Source organism: Corynebacterium maris DSM 45190, from assembly GCF_000442645.1.
Classification (GTDB): domain Bacteria; phylum Actinomycetota; class Actinomycetes; order Mycobacteriales; family Mycobacteriaceae; genus Corynebacterium; species Corynebacterium maris.
In genome coordinates, this window is record NC_021915.1 from 211,032 (window position 1) to 234,889 (window position 23,858).

Below are 23,858 nucleotides of genomic sequence, written 5' to 3' on the forward strand. Positions count from 1 at the left end.
GGCACCGCCTCACCGAGGCGTAACTACCAGATATTCACGCGCTGGCTCGGCTCGATCCACATCGGGGAGGTTTCGTCGATCTCGGGGAAGGCCTCGTAGAACTCGTCGATGTTGGCTGCGATCTGGTTGCAGCGGAACTCGGCGGGGGAGTGCGGGTCGATCGCCAGGTACTGCTGCTGCATCTCCGGGCGGATGGCGGTGCGCCACACCCGTGACCAGGACAGGAACAGTCGCTGCATGCCGGTGAACTCGCGCTCGTTAAGGCCCGGGTCGGCGCCTTCGGCCTCGAAGCGGGCGGGTTCTTCTTCGCCGTGGTCGTCGACCCACATCTGGTAGGCCACCACCGCGATGCCCAGGCCGCCCAGGTCGCCGATGTTTTCACCCAGGGTGAACTCGCCGTTGACGCCCGTGGTGTCTGTGCCCTCCAGCACGCGCGGGACCAGGCCGTCGAACTGCTCGACCAGCTGATCGGTCAGCTTCTTGAACTCGGCGCGGTCCTCGTCGCTCCACCAGGACTGCAGGTTGCCGTGGCCGTCGTACTGGGAGCCCTGGTCGTCGAAGCCGTGGCCGATTTCGTGGCCGATGACTGCGCCGATGGCGCCGAAGTTCTCTGCCTGGGGTGCTTCCGGGTCGTAGAACGGCGCGCGCAGGATGGCCGCCGGGAAGGTGATGTCGTTGACCACCGGGTTGTAGAAGGCGTTGACGGTCTGCGGGGTGGTGACCCACTCGTCGCGGTCGGCGGGCTTGCCGATCTTGTCCAGCTCATAGTCGTGCAGGAACGCGGCGCCGGCGCGCACGTTGTCCAGCAGGCTCGCCCCGCCGGCCGTAAACGTCAAGCCCTCGTAGGAGCGCCAGGTGTCGGGGTAGCCGATCTTGGAGCGGAACAGCTTGAGCTTGTCCAGGGCACGCGCCTTGGTCTCTTCGGTCATCCACGGCAGCGCCTGGATGCGCTGCTCGTAGGCGCGGGTCAGGTAGTCGACGAGGGTGAGCATGTGCTCCTTCGACGACGCCGGGAAGTGGCGGTCGACGAAGATGCGGCCGACCTCGTGGCCCACCAGCGATTCGGTCAGGGCGACGCCGCGCTTCCAGCGGTCCTTCTGCTCAGTGGCGCCGGAGAGCTTCGTGCCGTAGAACTCGAAGTTCTTCTTGCCCACTTCCTCGGGCAGCAGGCCGGCGCGCGAGCGCAGGATGTGCCAGGTGCCCCACAGCTGCCAGTCGGCGAGGTTGTCGTCGCGCAGCAGGTCCTCGAAGTGCTGGACGTAGCTGGGCATCATGTTGACCACCCGGCCCTCGCCCAGGCCCGCAGCGCCGAGCAGGGCGCGCACGTCGGAACCCAGCTCATTGAAGTCCATGGGGTTGTAGGTCTTGACGGCGTCGCGGGAGGACACCACGTCCCAGTGGCCGGCGGCGATCTGCGTCTCCAACGCGACGATGCGAAGCGCCGCGGTCTGCGCGTCCAGGCCGAACAGGCGCGCCGGGTCGAGGAAGCCGAGCATCTCCGCGATGTGCTCCTGATACGCGGCGAGTGTGTCGGCGTGGGTCTCCTCGCGGTAGTAGGCCTCGTCGGGCAGGCCGAGCCCGGACTGGACCAGGTAGGCGATCGCGTCGTCGCCGCTGGAGTCCTTTTCCACCCAGAAGCTCACCGGGGCGCCGACGCCGGAGCGCTCGAGTTCGCCCAAGTTGCGGGCGAAGGCTTCCGCGTCGGCGGCGGTGAGCAGGTCGAGGTCTTTGTCCAGCGGGGCCATGCCGGCGTCGTTCACGCCCTCGACGTCCATGAAGGAGCCGTAGAGGGTGCCGGCGCGTCCGGTGTCTTCCTCGACGATGGTGCGGACGTCGAGTTCGGCGTCGTCGCGAAGCTTGTGGAAGGTGCCGTCGACGCCGCGGTCGTCGGGGATGACGTGCGAGTCGAGCCAGGGTCCGTTGACGTATGCGTAAAGGTCTTTCATGGCTTCCACTCTATGTCAGACGCTGCGGTTACAGTGGTGGCTATGCATTCCTATCAGCTGCAGCCGGCGCGGGCCGGACGAACGTGGTGGGCCAGCGTCGGAGTGACGTTGGTGGTGCTGCTGGCGCCGGTCGCGCTCTGGTGGCCGGCCCCCGCCCCGGAGGGGACGGAGTCCGCGGTGGTCTTGGGCTCCGGCGAGTGGGAGATCCCGTTGACCGTGGACGGTGATCCGGTGCGCTGCGAGGACAACGCGCTGGGCTTGGCGGCCAGCTGGTGGTGCGGGGAGACGGTGATCGTGGACACGCTCACCGACCGGGCGACCGACGACCCGGATCAGGCGCTGCGGCGCCTGACCTCGGGGTTGACGGGCTGGCCGGAGAACACCTCGGACGACATCCTGCGGGAGGGCGGGGCGCGCATGCTTGTCGACGCCCGCAGCAACACCGTCGGCATGTCCCTGCAGGGCACCGGGGAGTACGAGGGGGCGCAGACCTTCGTCGCGGTCAGCGGCGTGGGCGCGGAGCTGGCGTTGTTCGTCGACGCCGTGTGGCTGGCCTTCACCGGTGAAGAGCTGCCCGAGGCGGTCGCTTCCCTGATCAGTGACATGGGCGGCAATCCCCACGGGTCGGAGTCTTTCCTGCCGGAGCTGTTCCCGGACCGGGAGGTGACGGTGTGAGTCAGCTGTTTCGGTGGACGCTGATCGTGCTCGCGATCGTGGGCGTGCCCACGGCGGCGCTGTCGCTGCTGCTCGGGGTGTTTTCCTCTGGCGTTGGCCTGGTCATCGGCTTGGTTCTCGGCGCGGTCTACACCGCCGTGATCGTGCTGGTGCTGCGGGCGATGCCCATCTGGCCGGTCGGCGGGGCGGGAGCGGCGTGGGTCTTGTCGTGTCTGATCTGGGGCTCCGGGATCGCGATCCTGGCCGCTTACATCACCGGCCTACCTGTCATTGAGCTGGCGCAGCTCGCCGGGTGGGAGCGGGCGATCTACTCCTTCGGCGGGGCGTACCCGGAGGAGATCGGCAAGGCGCTCGGCGTGGTGGTCATCCTCATGACCTTCCGTGGCCTGAACCGCCCCTGGCACGGGCTGGTCACCGGCGCGCTCATCGGCCTGGGTTTCGAGGTCAACGAAAACATCGGCTACGGCATGGTGTCCGCGCCGCTGGACCCCTCCGCCGACTGGATCGGCGCTTTACTCACCTGGGGGCTGCGCATGGTGGCCGGCCCGTTCATCCACATCCTGTGGACCGCCCTGGCCGGCTGGGGCATCGGCCTGGCGCTGTTTTCCGCCGGCAAGTCCGCCGCCTGGCGTGCCCGCACGGCGGGAGTGTGGCTACTCATCCCGTTCGTGCTGCACTTCATGTGGAACTACACGTGGGACTCCACGGCTGTCCTGGTCACCGCCTGGGCGATCAACGCGCTGATCCTCTACGCGCTGAGCGTCTGGATCTTTATCAAGGCGATCCGCATGGCGCGCTCCGACGCCAGCTACTCGTTTACCCCGCGGCCGCTGACCAGCGTGCGGGACTTGCCGCCCGAGGCCATGGCCCCGGCGCCGGCCCCGCAGCAGGTGGAAGGGCAACGCGGCTCCTCTTAAAACAAAATATGGACGACTATGCGCGCGCATAGTCGTCCATATTTTTCTGCAGCTGCAGAAAACAGCCGATCAGTTACGGGGGAGAACCCTTACTTCTTCAGTGCCTTCGCGGCCTTCGTGGCGGCGGCGGCCTTGGCGGCCTTCTTGCCCAAGCCCTTGGCCTTGGATTCCTTCTTCTTCTCGTCGCCCTGGGCGATCAGGCCGACGCCGAGGGAGAGCATGAAGATGTCCTTGGACAGGCTCAGGCCCTCGTCGCTCGGGCGGATGCGGTCGGCCTTGGTGTTCTCCGGGTTGGCGAAGTACAGCGACAGCAGGCCGGCGGAGAACGCGGTCAGGCCGACGCCGGCGACGCGGTTCGGGATGGCCGGGATCGCCAGTGCGGCGCCCAGGGCGACCTCGGAAACGCCGAGGATGGTGCCGAACTTATCGGCCGGCAGGGACTTGACCAGCGGAACGCCGGTCGCGGCGTACTGCTGCAGGCCCTCGGAAGCCTCGGCGGGCATGCCGATCTTGCCGACTCCGGAGTTGGCGATGAAGGCGCCCGGGATGACGCGGGTGAAGAAAGTGGCGATCTTGGACATGAAGCTCCTTGATTTTATGGAATTCGGTGACAGGTCACCATTTAGCTTAACGGATGGGCGGACACTCCACCACCAACCGTGTCAGGCTCTGGCCCGAGCCTAGAGGACCTGAACGACCTCGTCGAAGCTCAGTCGCGGGAGACGGTCACGGAAGGCGTCCTCGGCGGGCTTGCCGATGTTGACCGCCACCATGACGCGGTGGCGGCCGTCGGGGAAGAATTCCCGGGAGATGGCCTCGGCGTCGAAGCCCGTCATCGGGCCGGCGGCCAGACCGGCGGCGCGAATGCCCAGGATGGCGTAGCCGACCTGCAGTCCGGCGTTGAGCTGGGCCATGTCGTGGCGGGCGTCCTCGTCGCCGTCGAACATCTCCTTCATCCCTTCCGCGTGCGGGAACACGGTGGGCAGCTCGTGGTGGAAGTCGATGTCGGCGGCCAGCAGCACGGTGGCCGGGGCGGCCTCCGTCTTGGCGCGGTTGCCCTCGGCCATGTGCGGCAGCAGGCGTGCCTTCGCCTCCGCGGAGCGCACCACGACCACGCGCTGCGGCTGGGTGTTCATGGCGGTCGGCGCCCACTTGATCAGGTCGTAGATCGCGGCGATCTGTTCGTCGGTGACGGGCTCGGAGGTGAAGGCGTTGGCGGTGCGGCCCTGGTGGAACAGGAGGTCCTGGGCGTCCTGATCCAAGACGATGGGCGTGGTGTTCTCGGGTGTGCTGGAAGTGTTCATATTTACTTCAATTCTCAACTAACTCCGTACATTCCCGAAACCCTCCGTGTCTTTGGTCACACGGTCGGCGTCGCGTCCGCACAGACGTCCCGGGCGACGGCGCACAGGCCGACGGGCCGAACTTTCTGCGGTCGACCACAATTCATGCATAAGCTGGGCGGCAATGAAACGTGTCGCTGTGTCCGCAGCGCATTGACCGACTCGGAGGAGAGCACCGTGCGAAAGACAGTACTGGCCACCATCACCGCAAGCGCCCTGGCCTTGACCGCCTGCGGCGGCGCCACCGAGGAAAGCAGCCGGGGCCACGACAGCGATCAGCCCGTCGTGGGCCCGGCTGCCAACGTGGCGGAGCTTTCCGAGGAGCTCGATGAGCTGCTGCTGGAAGGGGTCGGGGCCTCCAACTGGGATGACGCGACCGAAGGTTGGGCCAGCGACGTCACCGGCACCGAAGTCAACGGCGCCACTCTCCTCGCGTACACGACCCTCGATGTCAACGACGGCGGCGCCGTGGACAATGCTGAGCTCATCGGCGGCGAGATCCTCCAGCTCATCGACGGTGACCCGGCGACAGAGCAGATCGCGCGGGTGACCGTTTCCTACTCCGACGGTCGCGGCGCCTACACCGAGCAGCTATAGAAAAGCTGTACGAGAATCCATGACGGCGCCCAGGTCAGAATCACGTTCTGGCCTGGGTGTCGTCGTGCCGGCGGGGCAGGGGTGTGTTCCGGGGTGTAGTGACTTTTCCGCCGCAGAAACCGCCCGCCGCCCTGATGGCAGGTGAATGATCTGCCCATAACGTGTGAACATGTCCGGTCAGACATAGTCAAAAGTTGATTTTACCTTAATAATGCATATAAGTAGCCTGGCTAAATATGCATTCCGCCAGGCCTCTCTTCCGGACCTTGACCGCAGGCGCAGCTGTCACCGCCCTACTCGCCACCAGTGCGTGCAGCTTCGGCCCCGACCACGAAAACTCTTCACTCGCAGACGGTCCGGACGTCCAGCCGAGCCCCGTCTTCGAGGGCGAGCACACTGATTTCGTGACTCGTCCGGACCTCGCGGACTTCCCGACCCAATTGACCGAGGGGGAGGCCTACCAGGACAGGCTGGAGGGCTACATCCCCGCTTCTCCGCGCATTGAGGAGAACCCGCCGGCAGAGCAGCCGATCGGCAACGTCATCGTCGACACCGACGCCAACACCGTGTGGCTGCAAAACCGCGACCACCTGAACCCGGAACACGACACGACCTACAACCTACATTTCCAGCAGTACCAGGGCGAGCCGGTGCTGACATGGTGGGAGGGCGCCACCCACGCCGGCTGGGGCTTCGGCGAGATCGTCATCGCCGACGCCAGCTACGAAGAGATCGCCCGGATCGCGCCGACCGAGGGAATCGTCGACGTCGAGCCGGACTTCCACGAGTTCCGCCTGACGGACAACGACACGTTGCTCACCTTGTACTATCAGCCGACGCAAACGGACCTGACCGCGGTCGGCGGTCCCGTGGACGGCTGGGTCATGGACGGGGTCTTCCAGGAATACGACGTCGAGACCGGAGAGCTGCTGTTCGAGTGGTCCGCTCTGGACCATGTCCCGGTCACCGCGAGCATGTGGGATTACCCGGTCGAGATCGACCGTGACCCGAATGTGGGCACCGAGCTGTTGCCCTTCGACTACTTCCACATCAACTCCGTGCACTACGACGCAGATGACACCGACACTTTCCTGATCTCCGCGCGCAACACCCACGCCGTGTATTCCGTCGACCGCGACACCGGCGAGCTGAATTGGACGCTCGGCGGGCGCTACTCCGATTACGACATGGGCGAAGACGGCTACTTCGGGTGGCAGCACGACGTGCAGCGCGCCGAGGACGGCACGATCCAGATCTTCGACAACGCCTCTGAGCCGGCCATGCGGGAAAACTCCCGGGTGATCAACTTCGAGCTGGATGACGACGACATGGTCGCCCACCTGGTCCGCCAGTTGGATCCGCCCGAGCAGCGCCGCGCGGACTACATGGCCAACGCGGAAGCCACCGACTCCGGCCACGTGATGGTCGGCTGGGGGTACGAGCCCTTCTTCACGCAATACACCCCGGACGGGGAGGTCACGATCGACGTCGACCACAGCCCCTACATCAACTACCGCTCCTACATCTCCGAGGACTGGACCGGCACGCCGCAGGAGGCGCCGGCACTGGCCGTCGAGGGCGACAGCGTCTTCGTCAGCTGGAACGGGGCGACCGAGGTCGCGCAGTGGCGCCTATTCTCCGGGGCGGACGAAGAAAACACGGAATTCCGGGAGGTCGCCGACTGGGACGGCTTCGAAACCGAGCTGTCTGCGCCGAATGACGACTACATCGCCGTCCAGGCCCTCGACGACAACGGTGACGTCCTGGCGGCCAGCTACATCGACGCCGCCACCTCCTAAACCCTCCGCTACCTGGATTGGACTGATCACCAGTGTCTAGATCATCGCGACGTCGGATGGTGCTGGCCGCCCTGACCACCTCCGCCTTGGTGCTCAGCGGGTGCGCCGGCGCCGACTCGCCGGAGCCGACCCCGGGCGAGCCCACGCTTGCCGACGGCCCCGACGCCCAGCCCGCCCCAGTCTTCGAGGGCGTGCACGAGGCGTTCGTCTCCCGCCCCGACCTGGCGGACTTCCCGGCCGAGGCCACCGAAGGCCCCGCCATCGACGATCTGCGCGAGGGATACATCGCGCTGACGCCGATGCTGACGGAGACGGCCCCCGAGGATCAGCCGCTCGCCTCGCTGATCCTGGATACTTCCGGACAGCCGGTCTGGATAAACAACCGGGAGGGGCTCAGCCCGGAGCACGACGCGGTCAACAACCTGCAGTTTGCCGAGCTCGACGGGGAGCCGGTGCTGGTGTGGTGGGAGGGCGCCGCGCGTGCCGGCTGGGGCCACGGCGACATCGTCATCGCCGACACCTCCTTCCAGGAGCTCCACCGCCTGTCCGCCGCCGGCGGCGCGGAAACGGTCGGCGCGGATTTCCACGAACTTCATCTCACAGACAACGACACCCTGCTGTTGGCCTACTACCAGCCCCACCCGATGGATCTCAGCGAATTCGGCGGCCCGGTCGACGGCTGGGTCTCGTCCGGGCTGTTCCAGGAGTACGACCTTCTCACCGGCGAGATCCTCTTCGAGTGGGATTCCATCGACCACGTGCCTGTCTCCGCCACCCAGTGGGACTTCGTGGAGCGCAACGCCAACAACGAGGCCATCGGATCGGAAGGGTGGCCCTTCGACTACTTCCACATCAACTCCATCAACTACGACGGCGAGGACACGGACACCTTCCTGATTTCCGCGCGCCAGACGCACGCCGTGTACTCGATCGACCGGCACACCGGGGACATCAACTGGACGCTCGGCGGGGAGAACTCCGACTTCGAGATGACCGGCGACAGCTATTTCGCCTGGCAGCATGACGCTCAGCGGGCAGAGGACGGCACCATCCGCATTCTCGACAACTCTTCGGAGCCGCCCATTCGGGAGGAGTCGCGCGTGGTGTGGCTGGAGCTGGATGAGGAGGCCGGGACCGCCAGCGTCGCCGAGCAGGTCGACCCGCCGACTCCGCGCGTGGCCCCCAACCGCGCCAACGCCCAGCGCCTGGATAGCGGGGAGCTGCTGGTGGGCTGGGGCGGGGAGCCGTATCTGACGAAGTACAACGAGCAGGGTGAGACGGTCATCGACGTCCACCACGACCCGTACGTTAGCTACCGCGCGTACTTCGCCGGCGCCGACTGGTCCGCGCAGCCGACGGACACCCCGGCGGTGTTCGCGGACGGGGAATCGCTTTTCGTCAGCTGGAACGGCGCCACCGACGTCACCCAGTGGCGCGTGTCCGCGGGCTCCGACGCCGAGGACGCCGAGTTTGTCACCGACCAGCCCCGCGACGGTTTCGAAACGCAGATCGCACAGCCGGAGGGCGACTACATCGCCGTCCAAGCTCTCGATGAGGTAGGCGACGTGTTGGCCACCAGTTTCATCGCGCGAGAGGGATAGCGGGGATCGCCTCCACCGAGGCGCGGAGTTGTTATTCTTTGATAACTACATTTCCCCGGTCCGCAGGAGCCCCGCGTGTCTCAGCTACTCCCGGCCAGCCCGGTCCCTTATTATCGCGGGCCCGCGGAAGCGGCCTTCGGCATGGAACCGCTCGTGGTCACCGGCAACACCGCCACCTCGGCCATGCAGCTGGATGACTGGGCGCTGACCGCAGATGGATCCGCGGTGCACCCGGGCGCCGCCGGGGTGCTTATCGACGACGTCACGGCCTACGCCGCGCTCACCGCACGCGGTGAGGGGCACTGGGCGGTGACCTCCGAGATCAGCGTGGATTTCCACGACCCCATCCCGGCCGGCGCCGCACGCCTGACCAGCACCGCTACCGCTGATCACTGCACGCCCGGCTGGGGCCACAGCAGCGGCACGCTGCGCGACGAAGGCGGGACGTTGCTGGCCACGCTGGGGCAGCGGGTGCGTTATTTCCCGGGCGATGATTCCCCGCACCACCGGGCGCATCATCCGGCAGGATCTCTCTCGTGGCTGACCTCACTGGATGAGCGGCTCGAGCTGCTTTCCCAGGACGGTCCCCACACGGAATTCCGCCTGGAGTTCGACCCCGGGATGCACAATGCCTTAGGCACCCTGCACGGCGGAGTCAGCCTATGCTTCACGGAATTGGCGGCCCGCAAAGGCTGGGAGGCCTCCCCGAACTTCCCGGGCGAGCCCTTCCGCACCTCTTCCCTCCAGGTCTCTTATCTACGCCCGGGCGTGCTGGATCAAGACTTCCGGATGACCGTGGAGATCATCCACGCCTCCCGCTCCATGGTGATCGCCGAGGTCTGGAACCGTAGCGCTGCCGGGGAGGTCCTGACCTTCGCGGTGGCCACCCTGCACCGGGTGGCCACGATGTAATCGCGAGTGGAGCGAGGAGATCGCTTCAACTACTGCACGTCAACGAAGATTTTATCGTCGCCTAAGACGTGTGCCCGAACAGCCAGCACACCTTCTGTGACATCTTCTGTTGGCACCGCAAATACTAAGTTTCCGGTGGTTGAAGCGCCTTGATAGAGGGTGTTTCCAGAGTTAAATTCGCTCTCCGGCAAATAGGCGAAGTGGTCGTAATCGTTGATGGTGTTTCCGCCCGCCGTGACATATTCAATACGCGGGGACGGCGTCTCGCCTTGGGGATCTGCCCCCTCATATAAGGCAGTGATGTTCACCATCAGATATTGCGATCCTGCTGGCGGTGGGTCATTGAATTCATCTTCATCAAGGACCACTTGGGTGGCATCAAGGGTGACCTCGTTGACCGTCACAGTCCAATCGCCCTCGGTGATGGCGCTGCCCACTGGGTAGGGATTGTCTCGTGAGTTGGTGGCACTGCCCGTGGCATCTCCTGACGTGGTCTCCTGGGAGCCTGTCGCGGTACCGGAATCCCCGAATATCAGCTCTTCCAGCGCGGGGTTTCTGTCCGACGCAGCCGGAGACGCCTCGCTGTCAGCTGAATCCGTGCCATTGGAGAAAATCAGTGCCGCCGCCACTGCGCCGATGATGGACACTAGCACTGCCGCGACGCTGAAGCCTTTCGTGCCGTCCAGGAAAAACGAGACCAGCGCCATGACGAAGGCGATCGGAAGAAGGACTACACCGATGAGCAGGGTGCCCGGAATACAGGCGAAAACGAGGCCGAGCGCCGCGACGACGAGCGCGAGGATGGCCAAAATATTGCGCGGAGTCTTAGTCTTCTGCTGCTGTGAGGGCACGGACGAACCAAAAGGATTGTGGTTGTCGGGCTCCAGAGTTTTCTGCTGCGAGAAAGTGGAGGCGGTGTTCTGCTCCTCGGGTTCTTCCCCTATGTATGGATTAGACATAAATAGGTAACATATCTCTTTTTTCGATATGTGCTCAAGCCAGCACCCGCAGGGGGTAATTTCCCAGGCGTAGAGGCACGACCGTCCAGCCTCATCGGGAAGACCAGAGACCCCGACTCATGTGTGCGACATAAGCCGGGGTTGCACGGCGTGGTTAGTCCTCGCGGATCTTCATCTCCGATTCGTGCCACAGCCCGGAACGCACGATCTCTTCGGTGTCGATCTCCGCGACGTCCGGAGTCTCGCCCTCGGAGTTGCCGCGCAGCTGGTACATCGAGATCGAACCCCAGTCACGGTGCCAGTCGTTGCGGGTGTAGCTGGGCAGCTCGTAGGAGGTGTTCACGGCCTCGGTGGTGGCCAGCGCGCCGCCGCCGTGGAAGTCCATGAACCCGCTCAGCGAGGACTTGCCCGGGTGGTCCGGGGAGACGCGGTACTCGGGGATCTCGGAGACGCCGGCGTAGTGGTCGAAGGGACGCTGGCAGGGGAACTGCAGCGCCACCGACCAGTCCAGCAGCGCCGGGGTTTCCTCGCCGACCCGCTCGGCCATCTGCGCCAGCTCCGGCACGCGCGGCGGGGTAAACGCCACCCAGTCGTCCGGGGCCAGGCTGGTGTCCTCGGCGACGATGCGCACCGCGTCGGCCTCCTCCGGCAGCTCCTCGAGCGGCAGGCGCAGGTTGCGCCACGTCGGGGCCGGCCCGATGTCCATCATCTCCTGCTCGCCGAGCAGTTCGACGGAACCGTCGTCGTCCGTGCGCCCGTATTCGAGCAGGAGCGTTTCACCGGGCTGCTGGACGCCGTTGATGTCGTGGTGGGCGATGCGCCCGGCGGCAGAGACCACCAGCAGGGGAGTGTCCTCGGTGGCCTCGGGCAGTTCGTACCAGGCGGTGGTCACGTCGACGGCGCGCAGGTCATCGTCTTCCTGGTACGAGCCGAGCACCGGGACCTGCGTGTAGTCCAGGTTGAACGGCAGTTGCGCGACGGCGCCGTTGACGCCGACGGTGGCGCGGGTGCCGCCGGTGGTATCGGCGGTCGCTTCGTCCTCGGCGCTTTCTTCGCCGGCGGCCGCCTCCTCCTCGGCGGTCTCCGCAGTATCCGCCGTACCTGCAGTGGCGTCGTCGTCCGTGGCGTCGTCGTCGCCGCCGGTCTGGCCGGCGACGGTGCCGGACTCCCCGCCCTCGCCGCCGATGGCGCCGACGTTGGCGGCCACGCTGTCCTCCGCGACGATGGAATCCGGGATCCCGCGCGGGTGGAAGCCGTTGTTCTCGCCGGCCTCCAGCGACTCGCCCAAGGACACGTCGCCGACCGGGGTGAGGAAGGAATCGTTGGTGTCGGTCTCCACCATGGCCTCATTGGCCAGACTGCAGGTGTTCCCGCCCAGGGTGCGCACGTTGCCCAGGCCCACGGTATAGGCCGGGTACTGGTCGATGAACGCCTTGGTGAACGACAGCAGCGAGGACGCCACGATGAAGATCGAGGCCATCGCGATCGGCGCGGACGCCACGCGGTTGAGCCGGGTCGGCGGCAAGGCGTGGGACTGCTTGAACTCGCCCACCGCGCCCGCCTCGCGGGCCTGTTCCTTGCGGTAGTCATAACGCAGGGACTGCACCAGGCCGATCGCCACCACCAGCAGCGCCAGCGCCAAAAACACCGAGGAGAACTCCAGGCCCCGGAACTGCGGGGTCTTGTCCCACCACGGCACCCCGAAGGAGGAGACGTACCACCAGGCGTTCAACCCGGCGAAAGTAAACGCCATCAACCCCAGCACAGCGGCCCAGGTAAAGGTCCGCGCCCGCGGCGACTTCAACACGATGTAGCTGAGCACCACGCCCGCCAACGCCCCGAGCGCACCCGCCAACCCGGCGTAGATGCCGAAGTGGTGCGTCCACTTCGTGGGCGTGAACATCAGGAAGAACACCGACAGGCCCAGAATGACCAGCAGGCGCACCGTCGGGCCCTTCGCCGCCCCCGGCACCCCGTTGTGGCGCGCCAAGGCATAGAGCACGAGCACCACGGAGACGATCATGACGATCATCGCGAAACGACGCGTCAACGACCCGTCCACGGTCTGCTCGAGCAAGGTGGAATACCGCACGTACTCCGAGTACCACTCCAGGGCCGGGCCGATCTCCCCGCGCACGCGCGTGGACTCCAGCACCGCGCGCAGCGTCTGGTCGCCGAACACCGCCACCAAAATGGAGGTGCCCGCCGCCAAGAACGGAGCGATCATCGCCAAGACGGAATGCCACCGCGGCCCCTCATACAGCCGCAGGCGACGGTTCAGGATGCGCAGCAGATACGGCAGCGCCACCAAGAACGCGCCCACCGCGAGCAGCCCGGTCGGCCCGGCCGACAACCCGAGCGTGGCCACGATCGTGCCGATCGCCGCCGGGAACAACCGGGAGGTGGCGATGGAACGCTCAAACAGCGCCCACGCCAACAACACGGCGAGAGCGACCACCGGCTCCGGGCGGGTGCCGTTGTTGTACGGCAGCCAGAACGCCAAAAACACGAACGCCGCGGTCCAGTGCGTGACGCGCCGGGCGGCGATTTCGGCGCCGAAGCGCGGGATGATCTCCCGTGACAGCAGCAGCCAGATCAGCACCGCGGCGATCAGCGACGGCAGGCGGATCCAGGCGGAGGCCGCCGTGAACTGCGCCAGCAGGCCCAGCAGGTCGTAGTACGGGGAGCCGAAGGGGGATTCGGGCACGCCGTACCAGCGGTAGTAGTTGGCCAGGTAACCCGAGTTCTCGGAGACGCGCGCCATCGTGGTGATGAAACCGTCATCGGAGGTGTTGGCGCCGAAGAGGTACCAGAAGCCCAGGATGCCCAGCACGAGCGCGTCCAGCGGTTTGAAGCTGCGCCAGTGGCGGTGGAAGAAGGGGATCTTCTTGCCGTCAGTGCGGTCCAGGCGCCACAGCGACCACAGGGCCACCAGGGTCAGCAGGACCCCGCCCCACATGGCCAGCACCTTCAGGGTGGTGGGCGTGGTGGTGAAACGCGAGTTGATCTCCACGTCGACGCTTAGGCCGGCGTCGTCGAGGGCGGCGAGGTTGTCCGGGGTGTCGTCGATCTCGGAGTAGATGCCGGTGACCTGCGGGCGCAGGTCCTCGTCCCCGGATTCGGAGTAGGCGGTGCCCGGGACGGAGACCTCGGTGCCGTCGCCGGTGACGCTGACTTCCAGCACGGCGTCGTCGTCGAGCTCGGCGACCTCCTCGGGGGTGAGCGCGAAGATGACCTCGGAGAGGCTGGCCACGTCCAGGCCGTCGCCGCCGCGGATGAACAGGCCGCGGCCGGTGGCGTCGGGGCTGCCCGACGGCACGGTGCCGACGAGCAGGTCCTGGCCCTCGCGCAGCATCTCCAGCGCCGTAATGGGCACGGTGGCTTCGAATTCCTCCGGCGCCACGGAGATCAGCGGCGCGTTGACGGAGTTCAGCGAGTCGTTCTGCGGCCAGGTGACCGAGGACTGCGTCTGGTTGACGGGCAGAAACGGCGTGGCCAGAAACAGCAGGAAGGCGAGGATCCCGGAGATGATCGCGAGATTCTTCAGCCACCCTGGTGCGGGGTGGGGCGCTTCGTCGGTGACCGGGCGCTCAGAGGCAACAGTAGACACGTGTGCAGATCCTAGTTCACGGCAGGGGCCATGCCCTTAGCCATTGCGGGTGACGACGACGAATGGACCGATTTGGGCGGTGGCCCACAGGGATTCGTCAGCGAAGGAGGCGGGGTTGAAAAACAGGGCGTCGTAACGCACGTTCGGTTGGTTGGGGAACAGGTCGCGGGCCAGGTGCGTCTTCCAGCCCTCGGGGTCGTCCTCGTCGATCTCGTCGAGCTCGCCGCGGAAGAGGAACACGTCCGGGGCCCGCCAGGGGGCCTCGTCTAGTGCGGCGGCGAAGTCCGCCGGGTCTTCCAGCTCGTCCCAGGACTGCAGGCCCCACTCCAAGATGACGTCGTTGCGGGCGTTGAAGGTGCCCAGCGGGTTGGCGTAGTGCGAGGTAAACGCGTTGAAGCCGTAGTAGGGGTAAAAGGCCAGGAAGCGGTTCTCGTCGGTGAGCACCACCGTGTCGGTCGGTTCATGCCCGTGCGAGCTGATTTCCTCGACGACGTCTTCGTAGTGGCTGGCGGCGTCCGGCGGGAAGCGGTCGGCGCGCTCGCCGTAGCCGTCGGTGTCGGTGTAGGCGTGGTCGATGGCGTCTTCGTTGCGGGTGGGGATCTGCTGCGCGTAGTGCAGCCCGCCCAGCAGGATCAGCACGACGCCGACCAGGGTGACGGTGCGCGCAGTGCCGTCGACGCGGCGTTCCGCCGGCAGCCGTTGCAGGCCGACCCGGCGCAGCGTGGCCAGGCCCAGGACGCCGGCGGTGGCCAGCTGCAGGGCGATGATCGCGTCGATGCGAAAGCCCAGCAGCGTGGTGTTCAGCAGCGTGGACAGCATGGAGGCCAGCGACCAGCCGTAGAAGACGATCGCGCCGATCCCCATCGCGCGCACATCAAGGTGGCCGCGGAAGGAGACGATGAGGTGGATCAGGCCGATCAGGCACAGTAGGCCGATCACCGACAGGGCGAGGAAGGGCACCGGGAGTTGGGTGCCTTCCTCGGGCAGGAAGTTCGGCGCCACGGCCGACTCGGAGGGCTGACCGGACAGCTCCGCCCAGAGGTACGGACCCCAGGAGATCAGCGCGATGAGGATGGAGCCGACGCCGATGACCACCAGACGCACCACCGGCGCCCAGCTGCGCCGACTGAGAGCGGCGATCAGCGCGATGACCACCGTGGTCAACGCCGCCACGCCGGTATACAAAGTGTAGAAGGACGCGGATATGCCCAGCAGCACGACCATCGCGCCCACGGCCCACCAGGATCCGGCGACCGCCCGGCGGGCGAGCACCGTCATGGCGGGCACCATCATGGCGATGACGGCGGCATAAGGCTCGTCGGCGGCCATCACTAGCGTGACGGCCGTGGTGGTCAGCGCAATCGCCGTGGCCGTCGGCAGGGAACCGGTCAGCCGCTGCCAGATCGGCACGAGCAGGCTGGCGGCCGCGGCGATGGAGACCACCGCCCACGGCTGGTACACCTCCCAGCCGGGCATCCCCAGGGCCATGGCCATGCGCCCGCCGAGCCAGAACCAGCCCAGCGGGTAGTAGGTGGGCATGTCCTCGTAGTTCATGTCCTGGTTGGCCCAGGTGGTGGCCATGCGGCCGAGGAACTGGGTACGGAACTCCTGGTCGACCTGCATGCCGTCGAGGTACAGGCGGCTGGCGGACAGTGGAACTGCCACCGCGGTGACCACCAGCCCCGCGGGCGCGAGGTAGGCGATCACATACGTCAAGAGGACGCGCCACCGCGGACGGGCGGGGCGTGCGCCGGTGGCGCGGTCGCGGTCGAAGACCCACCAGGTGAGGAAGACGGCCACCAGGCCGAGGATCAGCACGGTGCCGGCCGTCGCCACCGCGCGGGTGACCATGGAGGTGTTGAAGGCGGGCAGGCTGGTCCGATCCAGTGCCCACCACGCCACAAACGCCGCCGCGGCGCCGCCCACCAGGGCCACAAGCGCTGCGATCAGGGTGGCGCGATGCGTGAGCCGGTCCGGGGCGTCCGGTGCGGCGGCGGGAGCGGGATGAGGCGGGGCGGCTGTGCTCATGGGGGATAGTCTCGCATATTTCGCGCGTCAGATGAGAGCTCGCCGAGCGTACCTGCGTCCACCGTCACAGGTGGAGAAAGGCGACGGCGCCGAGAACCTCAGACAACAAGGAAGGTTCTCAGCGCCGAAGGGTCAGGGGCGGAGTATTACCAGAGGACGGCGATGACGGTGTTGATCAGCGCCAGGCCACCGACGGCGTGCGCCAGGCCCTTGGACACCGGCTCGCCCTTGCCCACCTTGCGGCGGCCCATGACCGCGGCCACGAGGACGGCGATAAGGACGACGAGCTTGATGCCGATCTTCATGTGGTTGACCTCGCCGTCACCCATCTCCAGGACGCCGACGAGCGCCAGGCCGGTGATCAGCTGCACCCAGGCGCCGATGTGCTGCCACTGGGTGACGGTGGGGGTGCGGAAGTTGGCGAACCAGCCGCCGACGATGGCGGCGGTGCCGAGGATGTGAATGAGAACCAGAATGTCGCGCAAGATGTCCATGCCGGTCATCCTACGGTGCCCAAACTATCCGCACGCAACTGCCGAAATGCCAGCGCCCCCTGGTGTTATGCACAACACACGGGGGCGCGGATGAAGGAATCAGTACGGGGCTTAGAAGTTGAGCTTCTTCATGATCTGGCTGGGCAGGTTCTTCAGCACCAGCGAGACGGGCCCGAAGAGCTTGTGCACGAAGATGGACTCCTTGCGCTGCACGACGGCCTCGACGGTGGCCTTGGCCACGTCGTCGACGTCGACGGTCAGCGGGGCTTCCTTGCCGTCCGGGGTGCTCGACATCTTGGTGCGCACCTGGCCCGGGCGCACGACGAGCACGTTGACGCCGCTGTCTTCCAGGGCGACGCCCAGCTGGGTGTAGAAGCCGTCCACGCCGGCCTTGGAGGCGCCGTAGACGAAGTTGGAGCGGCGCACGCGCTGGCCCGCCACCGAGCTCAGCGCCACGATCGCGCCGTGGCCCTGGTTCTTCATGGCCTGGCCGAGCAGCACGCCGACAGAGACATACGCCGTGTAGTTGATCTGGGCGGACTCGACGGCGGCCTCGTGGTCCTGCCACAGGGCTTCCTGATCGCCCAGGGTGCCGAAGGCCACGACGGCCACGTCCACGTCGCCGTCGGCGAAGGCGGTCTGGATGACCTCCGGGTGGGAATCGGTGTCGAGGGCGTCGAAGTCGACGGTGACGACCTCCGCGCCGGCTTGTTTGAGTTCGGCGCGGGCGGCCTCGATGCGCGGGGAGCCCTTGCGCGCGGCGAGGGTGACCTTGGCGGGGCCGCGGGAGAGGAACTCCTCGACGATGCCGAGGCCGATCTCGGAGGTGCCGCCGAGGAGCAGAATGTGTTGGGCTTGGCCCACTGCGTTGAGCATGTGCTGATTTCTCCTAGAAGGTGGTGGGGTTAGTGCAGCTCGAGGCGGCGCGACATGTCGGAGGCGAAGACGCCGGTCGGGTCGATCTCGTTGCGGGTTGTCAGCCAGCCTTCCATGCCCGGGTACATCTGGTGGAACATTTCCGGGGAGGTGCGCGACTCCTTGGCCAAGTAGAGGCGGCCGCCGAACTCGAGGACGCGCTTGTCCAGCTCGTCCAAGAAGGCGTGCAGGCCCTTACGGATGGGGAAGTCCACGCACACGTTCCAGCCCTTCATCGGGTACGACAGCGGGGCACGGTTGCCTTCGCCGAAGAGCTTAAACACGTTGAGGGCGGAGTAATGCCCGGAGGCCTGGATGTCGCGGATAATGTCCTTGAACGGTTCGACGGCCTCGGTGGGCACGACGAACTGGTACTGCAGGAAGCCGGCCGGGCCGTAGCCGCGGTTCCACTTACCGATCATGTCCAGCGGCTGATAGAACTGCGTGAGGTTTTCGATGTTGTTCTGCGAGGGCGCACCCATGGCGTAGTAGAGCTCACCGATGGTGTTCAGCGTCAGCTTGTTCATCGTCCAGGACGGGAAGATGTCCGGCACCGTCATCAGTTTCGGGGCAGAGAACTTCAGCGGGTCCTTCGCCAGCTTCGGGGCGAACTCCTCGAGCTGGGCGAGCGTGGCCAGCGAACCGCGCGAGATCGTGGAGCGTCCCAGCTTCGGGGCCGGATTGATCGCGTCGAACCAGGCGGAGGAGTACTCGTAGTTGGCTTCCGCGCCGGAGGAGTGCTCGGCGACGGTCTCGTCCAGGTTGTCGGTGCGCACCGTATCCGAGATGAAGTAGGCGGTCTCCGTCTTGGTCATCTTGATCACCGCGCGCAGGATGATGCCCGTGAGTCCCATGCCGCCGACGGTGGCCCAGAACAGGGTGGCGTCCGGGTCGTCCGGCGAGCCTTCCGGCTCCAAGTGGAGGATGCGGCCGTCGGCCACGAGCAGCTCCATGGACACGACGTGTTCGCCGAAGGCGCCGGCCGTGTGGTGGTTTTTGCCGTGGATGTCCGGGCCGATCGCACCGCCGATGGTGACCTGGCGGGTGCCGGGCAGAACGGGGACCCAGAGGCCGAAGGGGATGGCGGCCTTCATTAGCTGGTCCAGGGTCACGCCGCCGTCCACGTCGACCAGGGCGGTCTCTGGGTCGATGGAGTGGATGCGGTTGAGCTGCTGCATGTCGATGACCAGGCCGCCGCCGTTTTGGGCGGGGTCGCCGTAGGAGCGGCCCATGCCGCGGGCGATGACGCCGCGGCGCTTATGCTGGGGGAGATCTTCATTCTGCTCGGCGACCTGGGTTACGGCCTTGACGATGGTGTCCAGGTCCGGCGTGGATAACACGTGGGCGGTGGACGGCGAGGTGCGGCCCCAGCCGGTCAGCGATTTCTCTGTGGTGTGAAGGTTCATCATCCGATTCTTCTCATGTAGCGAGTACGTGCTCGATCTCAATCCTTTGATTGAGTGCCGAGTCTAAGCCTACTCCGTATTCGTCGTTCCTTTAAGCTCTAAGGGTTCAGGGTTTATGGACCCCATTGCCAGAAAAGGGCGTTTCGTTACTCGTATTAAAGGTTGTCCCCAGAAGTGGGCGGGCCCTCGGTGTGATGAATTTAAATCTCTCAGTAAAAATTAATACTTTAAGCTGGGGGAATGCCCTCAAGGTGCTTTCATTGATCCGTCAACTTCTTTGCGGGAGCGGTCTCGCTATTTCGTTGACGACGCAACCGTGGCATACTTGAAATTAACCGACAGCGAGCATCCGCTTGCTGCTCGGAGTTCATGAACCCCGATTCGAAAGGAACATCAATATGTTCGACGTTCTCACCTCCCTGTCCGCTAACCTCTTCGCTGAGGGCGGCGTGCTGGGCTCCCTGCTCACCGTCGTGCAGGACGTTGCAGACGCCATCCGTGGTGTCTTCGTCAACTAGGAAAGACTGAAACTCATCTGAGTTTCTCGTTGCCCGCCACCCTTCGGGGTGGCGGGTTTCGCACTTTCTGGGTGCGCTTAGTTTCAGAGGGGCGCTGCAACATCTTCGCCTAGAAGGGTTGCGAGGGTCGGTACGGTTTTGTTCCAGGGCCCTCCGCTCAGGGATGCGCATGGGGTGCGCTCGAGGGCGTGCATCTCTGGCTCTTCAGCGCGCTATTGAGATGGCTCCCTGGGGCAGCGAGCTGCGACGCACTGCTTGACGGTCAATGCCCTTTTGCCCTCGCTCTCGGGCTCGGAGGGCAAAAACGCGCGTGCACGAAGGCACTTAAAGATGACTGAACGGGCCCTGGCCCTTAACCCAGCGCTTAAAGACTGACCGTCCGCCGGACGTCGATAAGCGGCGAAAGCTATCAAGTCGCCTTCTGTAAGAGGGCAGAGCCTGATGTTCGCCCCAGGCAGGCCCGCCCGGGTGTCCTGAACATTTACCGGGCAGGAGAGGCTACTTGACGACGTCGTCAAGCAACCGGCACCACATGAGTGCCAGCTTGCCTTGATAGCTGCCACCCGAAGTGGGCAGCAGCCTCCAGAAAATTACTTTGCCGCGTGCGCAGCGAGACGCTCAAAAGCGACCAGGGCGAGCGAGGCTGCCTGGTCACCGAGGACCTCGTCGTCAAACGTGGCGAAGGGGGAGTGGTTCCACTCGCGCTCTTCTTCCGGGATCTCTTCGTTGCCCGAGCCGTAGAACATGAACGTGCCCGGGATTTCGCTCAGCACATAGCCGGAGTCCTCCGAACCCATGAAGGACACCTCCAGCGGGCGCAGCGTCTCCTCTCCGAAAGCGTGGCCGAAGACGGAGACGGCGAAGTCGTTTTCGGTGGAGTCGGTGAACGCGGCCGGGTACATCTCCTGGAAGTCCACGTCCACGCTCGCCCCGTGCGCGGCGGCGACGTGGGTGGCCACGGTGTGGATCCGCTCGCGGACCATGGCGACGTCGTCGTTGTGCATCACGCGCACCGACCCGCCGAGATCCACCGTGGCGGGAATCGCGTTGAACACGCCCACGCCGGCGGAGAGGCTGGTAATCGACGGCACGACGGGGCGCAGCACGCTCATTCTGCGGGTGACCGCGGTCTGTAGGGCGAGAATGATCTCTGCGGCGATGGGCTTGGATCGATGGCGGCCTGTGGGTTGGAGGAGTGACCGCCGACGCCGTTGACGCGGATGCGCAGGTTATTCGACGAGGCCATGATCGGCCCGGAAATGTAGTGGTAGGTCCGCTTGCCCTGTGGGTCGACGTGCGAATGACCACCCACACCTGCGGGCAGGTATTTCTACCGGAGGCATAAGCTCCATACAATGGAAACATGCGCGTCATCTACCGTGAAGAGCTCGACGCTTTCTCCCGAGACCTCGTCATCATGTGCGACACCGTGCGCACCGTCATGGCCCAGGCCTCTGTGGGGCTGATCGAGGGGTCCCTCACTGCGACGGAGGAGGCCCTGTCTGCCGCGGCGGGACTCGACGAGCTCAAAGCGCGCTGCGAACAGCGGGCCATCGACTTGCTCGCCCGACAAACCCCGCTCGCGAGCGACCTGCGCCAGGTGGTCACCTCGATCTACATCGTCACCAACTTCGACCGCATGGGCGCCCTCGCCATGAGCATCGCTGAGCTCGCCCGCGGCCGACACCCCGAGCCAGCGCTGACGGAAGAAGTGGCGCCGCTGGTGGTGAAGGCCAGTGAACTGGTCCAGAGCATGGCCGCCAAAGTCCAGGGCCTGCTAGAGGATCCGGATGCGGACGTCGCGGTTGCGCTGGCCGGCGAGGACGACGCCGTGGATAAGATCCGCGATGAGATGGTGGCTATGGCCACTCTGCGGCCCTGGCCGCATGAGGCCCGGCACGCGGCGGACACGGTGCTGCTCGCCAGGTTCTACGAGCGCTACGGCGATCACTGCGTCAGCGTCGCCAGCCGCATCGTCTACCTGACCACGGGGATGGATCCCGAAACCTACCTGGCCCAGCGCGAAGGCGACGATGCCCCGGAGAAGGGCTACTGGCCCGAGGGGTCCTAAAGAAGGTCAGGCGCGGCGCGAGCCCTTCGAACCCTGCCCCTGATCGAGGATCAGCGGGGAGAAGCGGTACTCGCCGTGCTCGGTGATGGTCAGCTCCTCGCCACGCACCACTTTGAGCAGCACGCCGGCCACCGGAATGACCATGATCCCGCCCGGGCTGAGCTGCTGGACCAGATCGTCGGGAAGCTCCGTCGGGTCCGCGGACACCAGGATCCGGTCGTAGGGGCCCTTGTCCGGAAGCCCGTGAACGTCGGCCTCCGCGTTGACCATCGTGGTGTTGCCCAGCCCCTCGGCCTTGACGTTCGCCAAGCCGAAAGCCATGAGCTCCGGGAGCAGCTCCGTGCCGATCACCGAGCCTTCTTCCCCGGTCAGCGTGGCCAACAGCGCCGTGGACCAGCCGGAGCCGGTGCCGACGTCCAAGACGCGTTGCCCCGGCTGCACGTCCAGTAGCGCCAGCATCTTCGCCAGCGTGCTCGGCCTGGTGTCGGTTTTGCCGTGCCCGATCGGCAGCGGAGAATCGATCTGCCAGTCGTCTTTATGTTCCGGGCGGACGAATCGGCTGCGGTGGACGGTTTCCATGACCTGGGCGATGTGGTCCATGCGGGCTCCTCCAGAGAGATCGGCGGATACTCATGAAAGTCTACCTATCTCTGAGAAATTAGCCCAGGGTTATGGGAGAGATTTTGCCTGCGGCAGCGCGGAGATCTGGTGGGCGCCGGGTTCGGCGGGTGTGCCCGTGGCGGCTGGGGCGGGTGCGGCGGGCGGGCGAAAGGTGAGCGGCCAGCGTAAATGTAGTACCTATGTTATGGCGTGTAATGTATAGTGGGAATTATGTAACCCAGATCACTAAAGGTGGCGGCCACTATGTTCACACTCCGGTCCCGACGCACCCGCGCGGGCCTTCTTTGCCTCGGCGTCGCATCTGCACTCGCGTTGAGCGCGTGCTCCACGACGGACACCACCCAGACCGAGGCCGCGGCCGACGATTCCGTCGCCGTGGCCGCGGCGGAATCCTCCGCCGGGACCGTCACCCGCGAGATCACCGCCAACGACTTCCCGGTCAACGTCGTCGAATCCACCCACCCCGCGAAAGACGCCCCCGCAGAGGGCGAGCTGCGCGTGACCCTGCTGGGCACCGGCAGCCCCGTGCCCAGCACGGAGCGCTTCGGCTTCTCGATCCTGATCCAGGCCGGCGACATGAACTACATGGTGGACGCCGGCCGCGGCGCCGTCGTCCGCCTCACCCAGGCCGGCATTGAAGCCGGCCAGCTCGACGGCCTGATCCTGACGCACTACCACTCCGACCACGTCCTGAGCATCGATGATTTGTGGATGACCGGGTACGTCCCTGCCTTCGGCGGACGCGACGACGGCGACTTCATGGTCTACGGCCCCGAGGGCGTGGGCACCATCGTCGACAACCTCTACGCCGCCTTCGAAAACGACCGCCAGGTCCGCGACGCGGACGGCGAGCTCGACATCGAGACCACCGGCATCGGCTGGGAGGAATTCTCCGAAGAGGGCGTGGTCCTGGAAAACGACGGACTTGAAGTGACGATGTTCGACGTCCAACACGACCCCGCCAACGTCATCCTGCCGTCGCAGGGCTACCGCATCGACTACGGCGAGCACTCCGTGCTCATCAGCGGCGATACCATCCCGCACCCCAACGTCGTCGAATACGGCACAAACGTCGACCTGCTCATCCACGAGGTCGCCGCCTTCGAAGACCCGGACGTGCTGCCGCAGGTCATCTCGCACCACACCACCCCGGAGCAGGCGGGCGAGATCTTCCGCGACGCCGACCCGGAGATGGCCGTCTACACCCACTTCGTCAACGGCATCCCGGGCAAGGTCGACGGCATCTCCGACGAAGAGATGATCGCCCGCACCAAGGAAAACTTCGACGGCGACGTCGTCCTCGGTGAAGACCTGATGGTCTTTTCCATCACCGACGACGGCATCGAGATGCTCGACCAGCAGGCGCTGAGCGAGCGCTAGCGGGCGGGCGGCCGGGTGCGGGGCTGGTTTTCTCTAGACTCGGGACGTACCCGATCATGGATTAAA

At 65.8% G+C, this 23,858-nt stretch carries 19 protein-coding genes; 8 read left to right on the forward strand and 11 right to left on the reverse strand.

Translation table 11 applies throughout. The features are described 5' to 3' along the window. Nucleotides 1–23 precede the first annotated feature (23 nt). The gene (locus tag B841_RS01030) at nt 24–1,946 is read right to left on the reverse strand and encodes a M13 family metallopeptidase (protein ID WP_020933623.1); all 1,923 of its coding nucleotides are present in this window, start codon (nt 1,944–1,946) and stop codon (nt 24–26) included. A gap of 42 nt (nt 1,947–1,988) precedes the next feature. Between B841_RS01030 and B841_RS01035 the strand changes: the two genes are divergently transcribed. Then, the gene (locus tag B841_RS01035; RefSeq protein WP_020933624.1) at nt 1,989–2,621 is read left to right on the forward strand and encodes a hypothetical protein; all 633 of its coding nucleotides are present in this window, start codon (nt 1,989–1,991) and stop codon (nt 2,619–2,621) included. Continuing rightward, on the forward strand, nt 2,618–3,538 hold the full coding sequence (locus B841_RS01040) for a PrsW family intramembrane metalloprotease (RefSeq protein ID WP_020933625.1): 921 nt from the start codon (nt 2,618–2,620) through the stop codon (nt 3,536–3,538). Before B841_RS01035 ends, B841_RS01040 begins: the two co-directional genes overlap by 4 nt. A gap of 89 nt (nt 3,539–3,627) precedes the next feature. On the opposite strand, the gene B841_RS01045 is transcribed toward B841_RS01040, so the two are convergent. Next, on the reverse strand, nt 3,628–4,119 hold the full coding sequence (locus tag B841_RS01045) for a hypothetical protein (protein ID WP_020933626.1): 492 nt from the start codon (nt 4,117–4,119) through the stop codon (nt 3,628–3,630). Nucleotides 4,120–4,218: 99 nt separating this feature from the next. Then, on the reverse strand, nt 4,219–4,842 hold the full coding sequence (locus tag B841_RS01050) for a malonic semialdehyde reductase (protein ID WP_020933627.1): 624 nt from the start codon (nt 4,840–4,842) through the stop codon (nt 4,219–4,221). A gap of 216 nt (nt 4,843–5,058) precedes the next feature. Here B841_RS01050 and B841_RS01055 point away from each other — a divergent pair, with 216 nt between their 5' ends. The 4 genes from B841_RS01055 to B841_RS01070 all read left to right on the forward strand — a co-directional run bounded on the left by B841_RS01055 (nt 5,059) and on the right by B841_RS01070 (nt 9,790). Continuing rightward, nucleotides 5,059–5,478 carry a hypothetical protein gene (locus B841_RS01055; RefSeq protein WP_156844648.1) on the forward strand — a complete coding sequence of 140 codons (420 nt, stop codon included), beginning with the start codon at nt 5,059–5,061 and terminating at the stop codon, nt 5,476–5,478. A 404-nt stretch (nt 5,479–5,882) separates the two neighbouring features. Further along, nucleotides 5,883–7,277 (forward strand): arylsulfotransferase family protein, encoded by a 1,395-nt coding sequence (locus tag B841_RS01060; protein ID WP_169466545.1) that lies wholly within the window; start codon nt 5,883–5,885, stop codon nt 7,275–7,277. 32 nt (nt 7,278–7,309) lie between these two features. Then, entirely contained in the window at nt 7,310–8,878 is a 1,569-nt protein-coding gene (locus B841_RS01065) for an arylsulfotransferase family protein (protein ID WP_156844650.1), read from the forward strand. A 75-nt stretch (nt 8,879–8,953) separates the two neighbouring features. After that, complete coding sequence (locus B841_RS01070; RefSeq protein WP_020933631.1) at nt 8,954–9,790, forward strand: PaaI family thioesterase; 837 nt, start codon at nt 8,954–8,956, stop codon at nt 9,788–9,790. A 29-nt stretch (nt 9,791–9,819) separates the two neighbouring features. On the opposite strand, the gene B841_RS01075 is transcribed toward B841_RS01070, so the two are convergent. The 7 genes from B841_RS01075 to B841_RS01105 all read right to left on the reverse strand — a co-directional run bounded on the left by B841_RS01075 (nt 9,820) and on the right by B841_RS01105 (nt 20,832). Further along, nucleotides 9,820–10,749, reverse strand: coding sequence for a DUF4352 domain-containing protein (locus B841_RS01075; protein ID WP_020933632.1), 930 nt, complete (start codon nt 10,747–10,749; stop codon nt 9,820–9,822). Between the two features lie 154 nt (nt 10,750–10,903). Further along, nucleotides 10,904–14,359: an arabinosyltransferase domain-containing protein gene (locus tag B841_RS13780; RefSeq protein WP_020933633.1), complete on the reverse strand. Its 3,456-nt coding sequence runs from the start codon at nt 14,357–14,359 to the stop codon at nt 10,904–10,906. Between the two features lie 36 nt (nt 14,360–14,395). After that, the gene (locus tag B841_RS13785) at nt 14,396–16,387 is read right to left on the reverse strand and encodes a galactan 5-O-arabinofuranosyltransferase (protein ID WP_020933634.1); all 1,992 of its coding nucleotides are present in this window, start codon (nt 16,385–16,387) and stop codon (nt 14,396–14,398) included. 146 nt (nt 16,388–16,533) lie between these two features. Continuing rightward, entirely contained in the window at nt 16,534–16,881 is a 348-nt protein-coding gene (locus B841_RS01090; RefSeq protein WP_020933635.1) for a hypothetical protein, read from the reverse strand. A gap of 111 nt (nt 16,882–16,992) precedes the next feature. Continuing rightward, nucleotides 16,993–17,757: a decaprenylphospho-beta-D-erythro-pentofuranosid-2-ulose 2-reductase gene (locus B841_RS01095; protein WP_020933636.1), complete on the reverse strand. Its 765-nt coding sequence runs from the start codon at nt 17,755–17,757 to the stop codon at nt 16,993–16,995. A gap of 29 nt (nt 17,758–17,786) precedes the next feature. After that, nucleotides 17,787–19,202, reverse strand: coding sequence for an FAD-binding oxidoreductase (locus B841_RS01100; RefSeq protein WP_020933637.1), 1,416 nt, complete (start codon nt 19,200–19,202; stop codon nt 17,787–17,789). Between the two features lie 1,108 nt (nt 19,203–20,310). Beyond that, a complete protein-coding gene (locus tag B841_RS01105; protein ID WP_156844652.1) occupies nt 20,311–20,832 on the reverse strand; it encodes a M20/M25/M40 family metallo-hydrolase in 522 nt (173 codons plus the stop codon). Nucleotides 20,833–21,083: 251 nt separating this feature from the next. On the opposite strand from B841_RS01105, the gene B841_RS01110 reads away from it, so the two are divergent. Continuing rightward, entirely contained in the window at nt 21,084–21,791 is a 708-nt protein-coding gene (locus tag B841_RS01110; protein WP_020933639.1) for a phosphate signaling complex PhoU family protein, read from the forward strand. Between the two features lie 6 nt (nt 21,792–21,797). Here the strand turns inward: B841_RS01110 and B841_RS01115 are convergent, their stop codons facing one another. After that, a complete protein-coding gene (locus tag B841_RS01115) occupies nt 21,798–22,391 on the reverse strand; it encodes a protein-L-isoaspartate O-methyltransferase family protein (RefSeq protein WP_020933640.1) in 594 nt (197 codons plus the stop codon). 264 nt (nt 22,392–22,655) lie between these two features. Between B841_RS01115 and B841_RS01120 the strand changes: the two genes are divergently transcribed. After that, complete coding sequence (locus B841_RS01120; RefSeq protein ID WP_020933641.1) at nt 22,656–23,792, forward strand: MBL fold metallo-hydrolase; 1,137 nt, start codon at nt 22,656–22,658, stop codon at nt 23,790–23,792. Nucleotides 23,793–23,858: the final 66 nt, after the last annotated feature.